Source organism: Pedobacter sp., assembly GCF_031119335.1.
Classification (GTDB): domain Bacteria; phylum Bacteroidota; class Bacteroidia; order Sphingobacteriales; family Sphingobacteriaceae; genus Pedobacter.
The window spans coordinates 159096-174679 of the sequence record NZ_JAVHXT010000004.1 but is presented as its reverse complement, the minus strand read 5'-3'; the positions used below and the strand labels follow the sequence as shown (position 1 = coordinate 174679).

Annotated in this window: 9 protein-coding genes; 6 read left to right on the top strand and 3 right to left on the bottom strand. The window is 38.1% G+C overall.

From position 1 onward, the window contains the following. Positions 1 to 24: 24 nt before the first annotated feature. On the top strand, positions 25 to 552 hold the full coding sequence (locus REI64_RS06325) for a hypothetical protein (protein WP_308849264.1): 528 nt from the start codon (positions 25 to 27) through the stop codon (positions 550 to 552). Between the two features lie 333 nt (positions 553 to 885). Here REI64_RS06325 and REI64_RS06320 read toward each other — a convergent pair whose 3' ends face one another. Continuing rightward, positions 886 to 1941, bottom strand: coding sequence for a fatty acid desaturase (locus REI64_RS06320; RefSeq protein WP_308849263.1), 1056 nt, complete (start codon positions 1939 to 1941; stop codon positions 886 to 888). Positions 1942 to 2515: 574 nt separating this feature from the next. Here REI64_RS06320 and uvrA point away from each other — a divergent pair. Beyond that, the gene (gene uvrA / locus REI64_RS06315) at positions 2516 to 5353 is read left to right on the top strand and encodes an excinuclease ABC subunit UvrA (RefSeq protein WP_308849262.1); all 2838 of its coding nucleotides are present in this window, start codon (positions 2516 to 2518) and stop codon (positions 5351 to 5353) included. 106 nt (positions 5354 to 5459) lie between these two features. Here uvrA and REI64_RS06310 read toward each other — a convergent pair whose 3' ends face one another. Beyond that, positions 5460 to 6683, bottom strand: coding sequence for a cellulase family glycosylhydrolase (locus REI64_RS06310; protein WP_308849261.1), 1224 nt, complete (start codon positions 6681 to 6683; stop codon positions 5460 to 5462). 325 nt (positions 6684 to 7008) lie between these two features. On the opposite strand from REI64_RS06310, the gene REI64_RS06305 reads away from it, so the two are divergent. After that, positions 7009 to 7353, top strand: coding sequence for a GIY-YIG nuclease family protein (locus REI64_RS06305; protein WP_308849260.1), 345 nt, complete (start codon positions 7009 to 7011; stop codon positions 7351 to 7353). A gap of 173 nt (positions 7354 to 7526) precedes the next feature. Here REI64_RS06305 and yiaA read toward each other — a convergent pair whose 3' ends face one another. Then, positions 7527 to 7934: an inner membrane protein YiaA gene (gene yiaA, locus REI64_RS06300; protein WP_308849259.1), complete on the bottom strand. Its 408-nt coding sequence runs from the start codon at positions 7932 to 7934 to the stop codon at positions 7527 to 7529. Between the two features lie 143 nt (positions 7935 to 8077). Here yiaA and REI64_RS06295 point away from each other — a divergent pair, with 143 nt between their 5' ends. From REI64_RS06295 to REI64_RS06285, 3 genes are all read left to right on the top strand, one after another. After that, on the top strand, positions 8078 to 9991 hold the full coding sequence (locus tag REI64_RS06295) for an AAA family ATPase (RefSeq protein ID WP_308849258.1): 1914 nt from the start codon (positions 8078 to 8080) through the stop codon (positions 9989 to 9991). A 304-nt stretch (positions 9992 to 10295) separates the two neighbouring features. Next, on the top strand, positions 10296 to 11363 hold the full coding sequence (locus REI64_RS06290; RefSeq protein WP_308849257.1) for a T9SS type A sorting domain-containing protein: 1068 nt from the start codon (positions 10296 to 10298) through the stop codon (positions 11361 to 11363). Positions 11364 to 11437: 74 nt separating this feature from the next. Next, positions 11438 to 15019 carry a DUF5018 domain-containing protein gene (locus REI64_RS06285; protein ID WP_308849256.1) on the top strand — a complete coding sequence of 1194 codons (3582 nt, stop codon included), beginning with the start codon at positions 11438 to 11440 and terminating at the stop codon, positions 15017 to 15019. Positions 15020 to 15584 lie beyond the last annotated feature (565 nt).

Sequence of the window (15584 nt, the reverse complement as noted above, 5' to 3'; positions counted from 1 at the left end):
TGTTTGCATCAAGCTCACAATTATATGATGGACATTTTATATACTGTAGAAGAAAAATATCTGCAGGCCATGGAAGAGCTAAATTATGGCGAAACTCCAAAAGCACTTCATTTGCTTCGTGCAATTATTGCCGAAGATGAAAACTACGCCAGAGCATATTATAGCATCGGCGTAATTTATCACTACTATTTGAAGGATTTCCAAGCGGCAGGATATTATTATAAAACCAGCTTAGCGCTAGATACTAATTTCCCAGATGTGTACGAGGATTATCTGAAACTATTGGTCAGTTTGCAATTGCACAAAACGATAAGTCAGGTTGCTGAAACTGCCTTGAAAACAGCAGGAGTAAACCTCTCGGCAATTTATGAAACATTGGGTTTATATGAAGAGCAGCGACAAGATTTTGTATTGGCGAAACAACATTATCAAAAAGCGGCATTAATTGCCGTGGTAGATAAAGAACACAGCACGCTGCAAGACCACTTGCGCCGTGTGGGGAATAAAATTAAAGCAAAGCAGAAAATGGTTTATGCTTACGAAGGGGGTTAATTTAACTCCCTTTTTTGTTTTGTAGCCCCGATTGTAGTGGATGCCGATTTTTCATCGGCAGAAACGTAAAGCGGGACGAACGATGTAAATAGCATTGTTTCTGCGCTTCAAAATATTTCAACCATTAAGGAGTTATGAGCAGTTAAGACTTAATGTGCCTTAATTTCTTAATGGTTTAGAAATTGTTTAAAAATGATATCAATATTTTATGGTTGAGTTTTCCGATAAATTGGAACAAGTTCAAGGATACCAAACTTAGTCTGTAGGCGGGTGTTTCCACCCACTTAAGTATTTTCCCTTGCAGAAATTTAAGCTTATTTGCTGTAGCTAATTTTAAGTGAACTTTTCTGTGAGATTAGGTTGTTTTTCACAAGCTGCCGGCGAATAATACTTAACGTAAAATTGCTTTTTAAAATCTTTATAATGCTTAACAGCCCCAAAAGTGTGCATCATTTTGATGTAGTACCAAGCCAAATCAATTTGATGAGGTTTAAATCCACTTCTAGCGCTTTTTGGATATAAATGATGGTTATTATGCCATTCGCCAGCAACAAAACCCGGCCACAATTGATTGATAGAATTGTCTTTCCAATTGTAGTCAGTACCTACTTTCTTTTTGTCTTCGCCTTTGCCATGACCTTCATAATTAAAAGTACGCACACCAATGCCCCAAAAACCAGCAGCACCAAATAGGGTACAGGCTAAAGCATGTCCGCCTATTAAATAAAATGTAACGTACCAAAATGTCCAGTTTAACAACCAAGATAGAATAGCTCCTTTTGGAGTAACATACGAGCCCCATCTTAGGTAGTCTGCATAAGTATTTGATTTCACACCAGTATGCTCCATCAATTTTTGCACACGGCTAAATTCAGCTTCGTTTAGGTCTTTAGCTATAGGCTGATGATTTACATCGGCAAGAAAACAATACAAAAAACCAGCTTGCGCATTGTAAGGATCCCCGGGTTTATCTGATAAGGAGTGGTGAACATGATGAGAAACTACGTAGATCTCCTCTGGAATTACGTTTATAGTTAGGTTTTGTGTAAAAAAACGCCAAAATTTATTTTTGAAAGTATATGCTCCGTGAGTACAGTATCTATGGTGCCAAATAGTACCATGTGTTCCCATAATGATCATGCTGTAAACAAAGGCAGCTAAAATTGTCCACCATTCTAGGTAATTAATTAAAAAGATAAAGAAAAAGGGGATTAAACATAAGATTTTAAGCCAGCTAAAAAGCGGAAGCCAATTTTTTTTATCCTTAAAAACATTTAATCTACTAAAAAATTCTCCTAGGATTTGAGTGGTTGTTGGTTTAATTAAATTGCCATTTAGGTCTTTCCAGCCGTATGTAGGCGGTTGCAATACTTTTTCAAAGAAATGCATTGTTAGTTTGTTGGTTTTAGTTTGCAGGTTTCTCTATATAGAGAATTTGGTGTAAGATATACTTTTTTTAGTAATAATGAATTTATTTCCAGTAGATTAAATATTGTATAAATTAGTTCGTAAACGCAAAATGGATGTTCAAATTGTACATGCTTTTTATACCTCATAAGCAAGAGTACTTAGTTTATTTTAATGACAGATGTAGACTAGTTGGTTAAATGGGGGTTCTATAAAGACATCAATATATTTTGTTTGAAGGATCAGGAACATTTAACTGAAAGCAAAAGGGATTAATAGAAGAAAAATCTATTTTACTTTCATTTTTTCTTAATGGTTTATGACGAGAAGTTATATGAATGTAAAGACTTGCTATTTCTTGATTTATAAGTGTTTTAAGTATTTGTATCCATAGTTTTTGTGCTTAAAATTCGCTAATTTTGCAAGCTATTTTTTACCACATAGGCACATAGCACTTTAATCTAAAATTCTTTAGCGTATTAGTTAAACATAGTTATAAGCTATGTTTCTATGTGTTTAAGTAAAGAAAGTATATTTAAAACGGAGCGAATAACATATGGCGAAGAACCACGTAGATTTGGGCGAGCAAAAAGAAGTGGAAGTTTACGGTGCAAGGGTGCACAATCTAAAGAACATAGACGTTAGTTTTCCACGCAATAAAATGGTGGTTATTACTGGGCTAAGTGGTAGTGGTAAGTCATCTTTGGCGTTTGATACGATTTATGCCGAAGGGCAGCGCCGTTATATGGAAACTTTTAGCGCTTATTCGCGTCAGTTTATGGGCGGTATGGAACGCCCCGATGTAGATAAGGTTTCTGGTTTAAGTCCGGTAATTGCCATTGAGCAAAAAACGACGAGCAAAAACCCACGTTCTACAGTGGGCACCATTACGGAAATCTACGATTTTATGCGTTTACTGTATGCTCGTGTAGGCGATGCTTTTTCGTACAATACTGGCGAAAAAATGGAGCGCATGAGCGAAGACCAAATTTTGCAGAACATTTACAAGAAGTTCGAGAAATCGGCAGTGAATATTTTGGCTCCAGTGGTAAAAGGACGTAAAGGGCATTACCGAGAGTTGTTCGAACAAATTCGTAAGCAAGGTTATGTGAAGGTGCGTGTTGATGGCGAAATCCAAGACATTGCCCCGAAAATGCAGGTTGACCGTTATAAAATCCACGATATCGAAATTGTGGTAGACCGTTTAATCATAGACCCGAAAGACCACAAACGTTTGTTGGATAGTATTCAAACTGCCATGCGTTTAGGCAAGGGCATCATTAAAATCAGCGATAAAGAAAATAATGTAGCGCATTTCAGTAAGTTTTTGATGTGCCCAACTACGGGTATTTCTTACGATGAACCTCAGCCAAATAGTTTTTCGTTTAACTCGCCTTATGGTGCTTGCGAAACTTGCGATGGTTTGGGGTATATTTTCGTGGTAGATAAAAAATCTATCATGCCAAATATGAAGCTTAGCATCTTGAACGGTGGTTTGGCTCCGCTGGGTGAGTATCGTGATATTTGGGTTTTCCAAGTGTTAAAGGCATTGGGTAAAAAGTACAATTTCTCTTTATCTACACCTTTGGAAAAACTGAGCGAAGAACATATTGATATTCTTTTGAAAGGTGCGCCAGATTTGATTTCGGTGGAAGTAACCTACAACAAATGGAACGTACAGAACTACCAAGTTACTTTCGATGGTATCATCAAATTATTAGAAGAGCAGCAGGAGAAAAGGGGCGAAGGCGGTTCGGATGATATGGAAGCTTTCCGTAGGTTAGAAACTTGCCCTGATTGCTATGGTGCCCGCTTGAAAAAGGAAAGCTTGCATTTCAAGGTTGATGGCAAGAATATTTCTGAGCTGGCTACCATGGATGTAGCCAATTTACACCAATGGTTTGATGGAGTAGAAGAAAGATTGAATGAACGCCAAAATACTATTGCGAGGGAGATACTGAAAGAAATTAGAGCTCGTATTGGTTTCTTGCTAGATGTGGGTTTAAACTACCTTACTTTAGACCGTACTTCGCGTACACTTTCTGGTGGCGAGGCACAACGTATTCGTTTGGCAACACAGATTGGTTCGCAATTGATGAATGTAATGTACATTTTGGATGAGCCAAGTATCGGTTTGCACCAACGTGACAACGAACGTTTAATTACAGCATTAAAGAACTTACGTGATTTAGGCAATACCGTTTTGGTGGTAGAACACGATAAGGATATGATTTTAGAGGCAGACCATGTGATTGATGTTGGTCCAGCGGCGGGTGTACACGGCGGACAGATTGTAGCGCAGGGCACGCCATCACAAATTTTAAAATCGGGCACTTTAACGGCTTTTTATTTGAATGGCAAAAAAGGAATTGAAGTTCCTAAGAAGCGTAGGGAAGGTAATGGTCATCACTTAGGAATTATCAAAGCTACGGGGCATAATTTGAAAGAGGTTTCTGTAGATTTTCCTTTGGGTAAATTTATTGCGGTTACTGGGGTTTCCGGAAGTGGTAAATCGAGTTTAATTACCGAGACTTTATATCCAATTTTAAATCATCATTTCTTTAGAGCGAAGAAAAAACCTTTGGCTTACGAGAAAGTAACGGGTTTAAAAGAAATTGATAAGGTAATTGAGATTGACCAAGCACCAATTGGTCGTACACCACGTTCTAACCCATCAACTTATACCGGTGTTTTTTCTGATATCAGGAATTTGTTTGTGGCTCTGCCAGAGGCGAAGATTAGGGGCTACAAACCTGGTCGTTTTTCTTTCAACGTTAAAGGTGGAAGATGCGAAACTTGCCAAGGTGCAGGGATGAAGGTAATTGAGATGAATTTCTTGCCGGATGTACAGGTGCCTTGCGAAGAATGTGGTGGCAGAAGATACAATCGTGAAACTTTAGAGGTGCGTTACAAAGGCAAATCGATTAGCGATGTGTTGGATATGAGTATCGAGGATGCTTGTCATTTCTTCGAGCACATGCCTTCTATCTATCGTAAAATAAAAACACTGAACGATGTTGGTTTAGGTTATATCCGTTTAGGGCAGGCTTCTACCACATTATCGGGTGGTGAAGCTCAACGTGTGAAACTGGCGACGGAGCTTTCCAAAAAAGACACTGGTAAAACCTTCTATATTTTAGATGAACCTACTACAGGATTGCATTTTGAAGATATTGCGGTGTTGTTAGGTGTATTAAATTCGTTGGTGGATAAAGGCAATACAGTTCTGGTAATCGAGCATAACTTAGATGTGGTTAAAGTAGCCGATTGGGTAATTGATTTAGGTGAAGAAGGTGGCGCAGGTGGTGGAAGAATTATTTTCGAAGGCACACCAGAGGGATTAATTGAAAACCCAATTAGTTTAACGGGTAAATTTTTGAAGAAAGAAATGTAGTAAGGGCGAACCAATGTGTTCGCCTATGTAAGTGCAAGATATTCGCCCAATATTTTACATCATCTCAAGGGGGCGAACACACAGGCTCGACCTTACAGCTTACTGATTATTTTCCTGTCCTCAACCCTAAACCACTCAAATACCCATCATTGGTAGTTGCATTATCAAACCTGCAATTCTCTAACAACTGATTTAAAACAGTTTCAATAGCAGTTCTATCTTTTGGCGCATATTTTCTGATGTCAGCAAAATTGGCTTTAGGTTGGTCGGCGTATTTAATAAGCAAGTCGTAATTTGCTGGTGTTGGAAAAGTAGCCAAACTACTTTTAGCATTCATCTTTTTGTAAGGCCAAAAGTGCCAGCTAATGGCGTGTTTGTCCATCAAGGTTCTAAACTCCAAAATCCATTGGTCGTTGTTTTCTCCGGTTTCTCCAACGTGAATTGGTACCTGATATTTTTCGCTATAATCCAGATACTCTTGGATAACATCTTGCGTTGTAGCCGTCCAATATTTATGGAAGCTATACACTAGCTTGTCATCAAATGGTTTTCCGAAAACTTTGAAATTGGAATTCCATTGTGCGCCACCTAAAAAGATTATATGGTTTTTGTCAACCTTTCTAATTTCTGCTGTGATAGCTTTGTACAATGGTTCTAGGTTTTTATTTAGTGCTTCTTTGTTGTCGAAGAAATGTGCGATGGGTTCGTTTAGTAAATCATAACCGAGTACAGTTTTTTCATTTTTATAATGTTGTGCAATTCGTTTCCAAATGGCAATCGTAAGCGCTTGGCTTTTCGGACTTTCAAATAAAAAAGGATAGCCATCACTGTCGTCAATGTTATCTCCGGTTTGTCCGCCTGGTGCACAGTGCATGTCTAAAATTACCGGTAAGTTTTCTTCCTTACACCAAGCTATTACTTTGTCTAAAAGTTCAAATCCTCGGTTGGGATTGTTTGAGCCCAAGTAACTTTCTGTGGTAAACATTTTGTAATGAAAAGGAATACGCACAGAGTTCGTTCCACTACGTTTTAAATATTGGATATCACCTTTGGTAATGTAGTTGTTGAGATATTTCTCCCAAAAATCTGCTGCTTTGTCTGGTCCAATCAGTTCGGTTATCACTTGGTTAATCAACCTCGGAGAAGAAACATCTTTGAACTTAAACATATAACCTTCTGGTACAAGCCAATTTCCCAAGTTTGTGCCTTTCAATACAATTGGATTTCCATTAGGGTCAATAATATCTTTGCCTTTGGTAGTGAAAAATTTGTTTTGTGCAAAGGTGAAAAAAGGAGCTAAGCAGATTAGCAGCAGTTTAATAGATTTCATTACGTGTGGATATTTGGTTGTAATAAAAATACTTAAAGCCTGTTGATAAAAAGGAGGGTAATTAAAATATTACGTAAGTGTATTTTTTACACTTTGTTTATTTATACTTCTGCTACTTGCTATTTCCTACGGTAGGGGGAATCTAGTAGATATTAATAGTTTACTAGTTCCTTCGCTGCGCTCTGGATGACAAATACCCCATAATAGCAAGAGAGATATGGATTTGTGCTGTTTTTTATAAGTTATTGTTCTTCCTCCTTGTCATTCCGACGATAGGAGGAATCTAGTATACATTTGAAATCTTATTGGGGTAAGGGTAGGGTAGATGGAAATTACTATTTTTATTATATCTATCTATTCTATCATGTCAAAACAACATAATTATTTCGTCTACATTTTAACCAACTACAATAAAACAGTTTTATATGTTGGCATAACTAATGATTTAGAAATTAGATTGGCACAACATATAGAGGGAAATAGCATAAATTCCTTTACTCGCAAATACAAATGTTATTATCTGGTTTATTATGAGAGATTTCAATATGTTAATAAAGCAATTGAAAGAGAAAAAGAGTTGAAAAGGTGGTCGAGAGCGAAGAAAAACACCCTGATTGAAAGTGAAAATAGAGAATGGAGATTTTTGAATAATGAAATAAAAGAAGATTAGGCGTTAGGTATGACTGAACTCTTTTATGTTTTTTGCCTACTTGTCATTCCGAGGTACGAGTAAGCTAATGGATCCTTCGCTGCGCTCTGGATGACAGGGTGTATATAAAAATGTAACTACAAAAAAGCGCTGCAAGTAATCACCTGCAGCGCTTCCATTTAATTTCAATTTTCTTAATTCAATGGGTGTTTTCCTCTAGCAATTTGACCATCACGAGTGTTCTTTTGCACTGTGATAGCGCCAAAAATGGCGAGGAGAAAAGCGAAGGCATAAAAGCCTTTCTCACTGGGTAGCAAATCTGCATTCCAAAGCCCAATAATGAGTAGGGCAATAGTTAGAAGTGTTGCAAACCAACTGATGCCATAATAAAGTTCTGTTACAGGAATGCTTTCCAATTTGTCTCTAACTGCTTTTTGCAGAGAGATTACGGCAAACAAACCGAACATTAATACGGCGAAGTAATAACCTTTTTCGTTAAGTAGCATGTCTGAGCGCCAGAGGCCAATAATAAAGCCAATCATGCCTACCCCTAAAGCAATCCATGAGGCTGCTATAAAGGCATTTGAAGGTTTTTGGGTCATTGTTTTTAGTATTAGGTTAACATTTAACAATTGCAGTAAAGACTTTGGATGTTGCTAATTGTTACAGATTTATACGGAATGTTGGGGCGAAAAATATTTCGCCCGTACGGATTTAGCTAATTAAATTAGCTAAATTTGTGGCTATGAAGCAAGTAGTGGAGGAAAATCCAATAGCAGATAAAGTTTTCGAATTTATTGAATACACCAATCAATCTATCTTTTTAACAGGTAAAGCTGGTACGGGTAAAACTACGTTGCTTAAGCGGATAAAAAGAGAAAGCTCAAAAAAAATGGCAATTGTTGCGCCTACAGGTGTCGCCGCCATGAATGCAAAAGGAACTACCATCAACTCGTTTTTTCAGTTGCCTCCGGGTTCTTTTTTTCCAGGCGATGTAGGTTTTCAGAATTTGCAAGAGGGCTTCGTTTCTATTCAGTCTGTAGTTAGCGATTTAAGTTATACCAATGATAAGCTGAAACTTTTTAATGAGTTGGAGCTGTTGGTAATAGACGAAGTTTCTATGGTGCGTTGCGATGTGATGGACATGATTGATGCACTACTGCGTTCTGTGAGAAAAAACAACAGTCCCTTCGGTGGTTTACAGTTGCTGCTCATTGGCGACTTGTACCAGCTTCCGCCAGTGGTAAAAAGAGAAGAGTGGAGCTTTTTAAGCAAAGCCTATCCTTCGCCATATTTCTTCGATGCTTTGGTTATTCGTAAACATCCAGTATTGCAAATTGAACTGACCAAAGTATTTAGACAAACGGAAGAAACCTTCATCAAAATATTAAACGATATTCGAAGTAATCAGATTGACGATGAAAGTTTAGCTTTGCTTAATCAAAGATTTGACCCAGCATTTAAGGATGAGGCGGATATCAATCCCATCATCATTACTTCGCACAATGCGGAAGCTAACTTAATTAACAAACAAAAGTTAGATGAACTAGCAGGCGAGGCTCACACCTTTGATGCCGAAATTAACGGCGAGTTTAAAGAAATGGGCTTACAGGCCGAACAACAACTCACGTTAAAAGTTGGCGCTCAAATTATGTTCATTAAGAACGATACTGGCGATGAACGAAAATTCTACAATGGTAAAATCGGTAAAATCAAATCTATCGATGCTGGAGATATTTATGTTTCCTTCCCTGATGAGGAGGATTTGCTGTTGACTAAAAGTTCGTGGCAATCTTTCGAATACAAATTGGACGATGATGAGCAGGTTTCTCAAAATCAGGTAGGTGAGTTTCTACAATATCCTATCAAGTTGGCTTGGGCGGTTACCATTCATAAAAGTCAGGGTTTGACGTTTGACCACGCAATTATCGATGCAGGTAAATCTTTCATTAGTGGGCAGGTTTATGTAGCACTGAGTAGGGTACGAACGTTAGGCGGTTTGGTATTGAAATCGAAAATTAATAAGGACAGTTTAAGGTCAAATAATGAAGTGCTTAATTTCATGAAACCTTTGATGTTAGAAGGGCTGACCCAAAAAATAACATTGGCACAAGAAACGTTTGTGCTACAAATGGTGCTCGACCATTTTCGTCTTCATACGCTAATGACCGAACTGAACGTAATAGCTACCGACCCTGAAATTAACAAAGCCAACATTCCCGAATTTAAAACGCAACTTGCTGAAATCATTGCCAGTGTTTCTTCATTGAATGTATTGGTAGAAAAGTTTCAAGCACAAGTGAAGCAATTACATCAGCAAGGTGGTTTTGAAGCTCAGGCAACTTTCCAAGCTAGAATAGTTGCCGCAAACACTTACTTTGCAAAGGAGCTTAATCTGAAAGTGCTAAATCCCTTGTTGAAAATCATTAGGGTAAAACCGAAAAATAAAATTCAACAACAAATCCAATATCAATTACAAAAAGTAAGGCAGCAAATAGATAATAGCTTAACATTAATGCATGTAGGTACGGGTTTGTTGGAAAAACCACTCGAGGCAGCTAATTACAAAAACTGGATTGCTGAGCATCGGAAAAAACAAAAGCGAGTTCAGGATAGTCCTTCTGCTGCGCAAGAGCCTGTTACTTTACAACTGTTTTAGCAAAATAGCAAGATTTTATCTTGTTTAAAATTATACTCGCTTTTTTCGGGAACGATTGCATAGTTTTGTTATTCTTCAAACAATAAACTAAAAACTGCATTCTATCTGTTCTGCGTGCATTTTCTGACAGTTTTTTCTCATCTTTTTGTCGGGAACGATTGCACAGTTTTCTCTTTCATTACCAAAAACTAATGCTTAAATCTGTAATAGATTTTAAATAAAGTAGTGTTTTCTAGCCTTTTGCATGCGAGGTAAATTAATACGTCTTTAAGTCTGTTTAACCAAATTTATAAACCTAATTGATATGAAAAAACGTGTACTTTTTTTCGCATGCCTTTGTATGCTCTTTTCTTTAAGTTCTAAAGCGCAAGAATTAACTTATAAAGCTACAGGTCCTGCAACAGCAAGCTCTACTGAGGTAACTACCGGTACTAGTACAGAAAATAATATAAAGCTGGATTACGAAACTACAGGAATTGTAGCAGATGGTAGTTCCGGATACTTTTACTACACTTTAAACAATTCTACTAGGCACCTTACCCTTACATCAACTAATACACAAAACATTGTTAAGGTTTCTGTGCAATATAGAGGTACAGGTAATTCAAGTTTATCTGGATTAACTCTTTCTTATGGTGCCGATGCAAGTAATATTGTAGGTACATTAACCCACGCTATGTCTGTTGGAGCGTCTGCTCCTGGAGTACTTGCAGAGTTTACAATACCAGATGGAGGTGCAAAATATGTACAGATTAAGCGTACTTCTAGCACCGCGAGATTCTATTACATCGCTGCGGGTTTTACAGCATATACCTTACCGACAGACTACTTAACTCTTCCGCTAGACCTCCTTTCTTTCTCGGCAAAACCAGATGCTTTTGGAAAATCAGTTAACCTAAGCTGGAAAACAGCTAACGAAGTAAATACCCAAGATTTTTTGGTAGAAAGAAGAACTGATGATACCGAATTTACTACTGTTGGTACCGTGTTAAGTAAAAATGTGGCAGGTACGCACAGTTATTCGTTTACAGATGTGAAACCTGCATCTGGAAATTCTTACTATCGTTTGAAACAACGCGACAGAGATGGGGAGTTTACTTATAGCGATATCGCTAACGTGAAAATTGAAGGCATTGCATTGAGCATATATCCAAATCCGGTAAGTAAGGAATTGGTGGTTAATCACGATTATTTAAAGCAATCGGCCTTGTTGAAAGTGATTGGACTAGATGGTAAAACCCATATCAAAACTACTAGTGCTGTAGGCAGTTCATCTACTACTATCAATGTGGCATCGCTAGCATCGGGTACTTATTTATTAGTGCATGATGTGAACGGAAAACCACAGTCTCAGAAATTTATTAAAAAGTAAAAACAAGTTTTAAATAATCCCGACTGCCTTTTTCTGGGTGGTATGGGAGTACTTTGCCTAAGGAATTTAAGGATATGAAGAAAATTAAACAATTATTATTGATAGTATGCTTGCTTTTTGGCTTGCAAAACATAGCCCAGGCGCAGGTAACATTCGATAGTCAAGGAAAATACACTTACGACTTTCAGTTAGCCGCATTGCCGAGTGGTCTTGTGTCTAATGGAGCTCTTTCGCCAACAAAAGCGGCTGATGGGGTTTGTTCTAAGGGAATGGTACAGATCAACGGCGGTTCATCTGCACAATATTTAGAGGTTAATTTGCCAAGTTGCAGCGTTTTTAAGGTAAATATGAAAAGCACCGCATCATCTACCAGAACTGTATCGGTGAGCTATAGTACAGATGGTGGCGGTTCATTTCAAAACATTAGTACTTTACTAAGCGTAACCGGTCCAGAAGCGTTCGATTTGACTAGTCAGGTGGCATATAGTGCGCTAAAAAACAACGGTCCCATTAAAATTCGCCTAACTGCTATTTCTGGAAATACACAGATACACGACTTGTTTGTAGAGGGTAGCACTACACCTGTAATTAGTACTGATGTAGATGTAACTGCTTTTAAATTGCTAGGTCAAGTGGGCAATGAAGTAATTAGCTATGCTGCGGGAACCATTGCCTTAAACGTGGCTACGGGAACAGATGTTAGCAATGTCGCACCAAGTACATTTAATCTTTCTAGCGGTGCTACTGTTAGTCCATTAGCTACTGCATCACAAAACTTTAACAGTCCGGTTAATTACACTGTTACCGCACAAGATGGTACTACAACCAAATCGTGGACAGTAACCACCACTTTTGTACAATCATCCGAAAAAGAAATTACTGCGTTTAAACTTTCTAACCTTCAAATGGGCAATGCCTCTATCAACAGCAATACTGGGCAAATTTTGGTAACCATGCCTCTTGGCGAAAGTTTAGCTTCTTTAGTGCCAGTTACATTTACACTTTCTAACTCTGCAAGTGTAAACCCTGGAGTTTCAACTGCACAAAATTTTGCTAGTCCTGTTAATTATGTGGTTACTGCACAAGATGGTACTACTAAACAGTGGACAGTTACCGTAGCTATAGTAGATCCTAACTTAACGTTTACCGCCTACCAAGCAGAAAGTGCTGATTTTACTGGCAAGGTAGATGCGCAACACGCAGGCTTTACAGGAACAGGCTTTGTAGATTTTTTAGCCACAGGCGAAAACCATATCAATTTTACGGTATGTAATCAAACAGCTGGGGTGCAAACCGCCAAATTTAGATACTCTTTTGCAAAAGATGAAAATCGCTCGGCAGCTTTATATGTAAATGATGTTTTTATTCAAAATGTTGATTTCCCGCGTACAGCTTTGTTTACTGACTGGGCTGAGGCTATTGTATCGGTCAATTTAGTTGCAGGCGTAAACAATATCAAACTTACGTGGGAAACTACCGATGGCCCAAATTTAGATAAATTGGATTTATCAGGTGCTCAATGTGCTACTTATGCATTAACAGTTAATTCAACTAATAGTGGTACTGTTTCGTTAAGTCCGGTAAGAGCTAACAATAACTATTTCTCTGGAGAGGTTGTAACACTTTTGGCAGAAGAAAAACCTGCTTTGAAATTAGATAACTGGACAGGAGATTTAATGGGAACCACTAACCCACAAACCTTAACTATGGACGGGAACAAAAGTGTTACCGCTAATTTCAGAGTAATTAGTACCTACAAACTAAACGTAAACACGGTAGGTATTGGTAGCATAACTTTAAATCCAGCAGGTGGCGAGTATGCCGATGGAACTGTGGTAACGGTAACCGCAGGTTCTGTATTAGGCTCAACTTTTCAAGGTTGGTCTGGAGATTTAACAGGTGCAAATGCAACACAAACTATTACCGTTAACGGAAACAAAAATGTAACTGCAACTTTTACCGATAATTTAAATATCGATTTTAAACAGCCTGTAGGTTTTGCATCCGTAACTGCAGATGGTTTTACTGGCCCAACTACAGGTGGCGATGCCGTAACAGGTTTGCCTAAAAAAGTGGTCTATATCAACGGTCCTTCTGAGTTTAATAAGTTATGCGAAATTCTTTACAACAGAATTAGGTATAAATATATGGATGCAAGCCCGCTGACTATTGTTTTGGAGCCAGGAGTATACCCTGCTGTAGGTAGCAACGGTTTTAGCGTATGGGGCAACCATATGTTAGATATTCAGGAACAAGCTAATTTAACTATTATTGGTCGTAAAAATGTAGTGCTTAAATTTGGTATCAACATTAAAAGAAGCCACAATATCATAATCAGAAATATCACCTTCCAAGATTACTACGATGACGGTATAAATATCGGCAACTTAGAAACGCATCATATTTGGGTAGACCACTGTACAGTGGGGCATCCTACAACTATGCCAACAGACTCTGAGCATCCAGATGGTGGTATTGATGTGAAAGATGGTGCAAGTTATATCACCATCTCTTGGACAATTTATCGCAATAGCTGGAAAACAGGTTTGATTGGGCACTCTGATGGTAATGCAAGTAAAGATGTAGGTCGTTTAAAGGTGACACATTATGCTAACCATTTTAAAAATACAAATTCTAGAAACCCAAGGGTAAGATTTGGAGAAGTACACGTGTTAAATTGTTTAAGTGAAGAAATTAAGCTATATGGTATTGCTGCTGCAATTGGAGCCAATGTATTTGCCGAAAACAACTTCTATTTAAACACCAGATGGCCAATGTATGCCGATAGAACCGTGGCAGATTTTAGAGCGGTTTTTGGAAATAATACCGATAACGGTATCACTTCAAAAACTGGAAATAAACCAGCATTTGGACTAAAACAGGTGGGTAATGAATACGATGATAGCGGTCTTCCTGTAATTACATCGCAAATTAACCCAGCAATGTTAAACCCAGGTGGCAGATCGGTTAAGTTTGATGAACTAAATGCGGAGAATGTTTTTAACCCGTCTACATATTACAGTTACACTGCTTTACCAGCTTCTGTAGTTAGAGTGTTGGTGCCAATTTATGCCGGTGCCGATAAAATAGATTGGTTTCCAGAGGCTTTACCTTTAGATTTATTGGCTTTTGATGCAAAGAAATCTGGTACTGCAACCAACCCAACAGTTGCGGTAACTTGGAAAACCACCAACGAAGTAAATACAGGAAAGTTCGAAGTTTTGAGAAGAACTGACAATACTGTTTTTGAGGTTGTAAATACTCAGCTTTCTAAAAATACAGCTGGTGTACACGATTATAGCTTTGTAGACCAATCGCCTGTAGCGGGTAAATCTTACTATCAACTTAAACAGTACGATAAAGATGGTCAGTATACTACAAGCGATGTGAAAATTGTAACTATTGCTGAATTAGCTGCTTCTTTTGAAGCCTATCCAAATCCTACGGATGGTTTGGTAACTGTTAAACACGCAGTGTTAGCAGCTGATGCTGAAATTTCAGTTTCTGATGTGCAAGGCAAAAGACAATTGCTTGTAAAAGCTAAGAAAGGTGAAAGCAGTACAAAAGTTAATTTAAGTTCGCTTTCTACAGGAATGTATATCGTTACGCTAACTAGCGAAGGTAAAAAACAAACGCTTAAGGTGATTAAGAAATAATGGTTTTAAAGTTAGGCGGGTGAGGACACCCGTCTATAACGCAAAGTTAAGTTCATATCGTCATTGCGAGGCACGAAGCAATCTTAAAGCAATAGTTTTAACCAGCGAAAGTTGTAGGATTGCTTTCCCGAATGGTCGGGACAAGCTGTGCTTCGCAATGACGGGATTAGAAAATTAGCATTCCAAGCCCTCCTAAATTAACAATTGACACCCCTAACGGAAACGTTAGGGGTGTTTTTTATTACTTTGTTTCATTGCCGTTTGGTTGTTGGCCAACGGAATTAAAGTGTATTGTTATCGGCTTTAGCCGCATTTTGTATTTGCCAAAGTTTAGAGAGTTTGTTTGCTTTTTTGCGCTAACCACAAAGTCACGAAGAACACAAAGACGTGGTTTTAAACGTTAGCAGGAAAACTTGAGTTTCTTGCAAAGGCTTTTATAAACTAAACCTTACAGTAGCGGCAGCTCCCGATTTTCTCGGGACTATAGCGAATGGAAGGACTTTCGGGACCGATGAAATATTGAGATTGCTTTTCTAAAAATAGCTTGCAATTTAAATGCTATGCA

Bases quoted from the DNA above. Each gene is read 5' to 3' on its own strand.
- REI64_RS06325 (WP_308849264.1), top strand. From the start codon at position 25: ATGATGGACATTTTATATACTGTAGAAGAAAAATATCTGCAGGCCATG.
- REI64_RS06320 (WP_308849263.1), bottom strand. From the start codon at position 1,941: ATGCATTTCTTTGAAAAAGTATTGCAACCGCCTACATACGGCTGGAAA.
- uvrA (WP_308849262.1), top strand. From the start codon at position 2,516: ATGGCGAAGAACCACGTAGATTTGGGCGAGCAAAAAGAAGTGGAAGTT.
- REI64_RS06310 (WP_308849261.1), bottom strand. From the start codon at position 6,683: ATGAAATCTATTAAACTGCTGCTAATCTGCTTAGCTCCTTTTTTCACC.
- REI64_RS06305 (WP_308849260.1), top strand. From the start codon at position 7,009: ATGGAAATTACTATTTTTATTATATCTATCTATTCTATCATGTCAAAA.
- yiaA (WP_308849259.1), bottom strand. From the start codon at position 7,934: ATGACCCAAAAACCTTCAAATGCCTTTATAGCAGCCTCATGGATTGCT.
- REI64_RS06295 (WP_308849258.1), top strand. From the start codon at position 8,078: ATGAAGCAAGTAGTGGAGGAAAATCCAATAGCAGATAAAGTTTTCGAA.
- REI64_RS06290 (WP_308849257.1), top strand. From the start codon at position 10,296: ATGAAAAAACGTGTACTTTTTTTCGCATGCCTTTGTATGCTCTTTTCT.
- REI64_RS06285 (WP_308849256.1), top strand. From the start codon at position 11,438: ATGAAGAAAATTAAACAATTATTATTGATAGTATGCTTGCTTTTTGGC.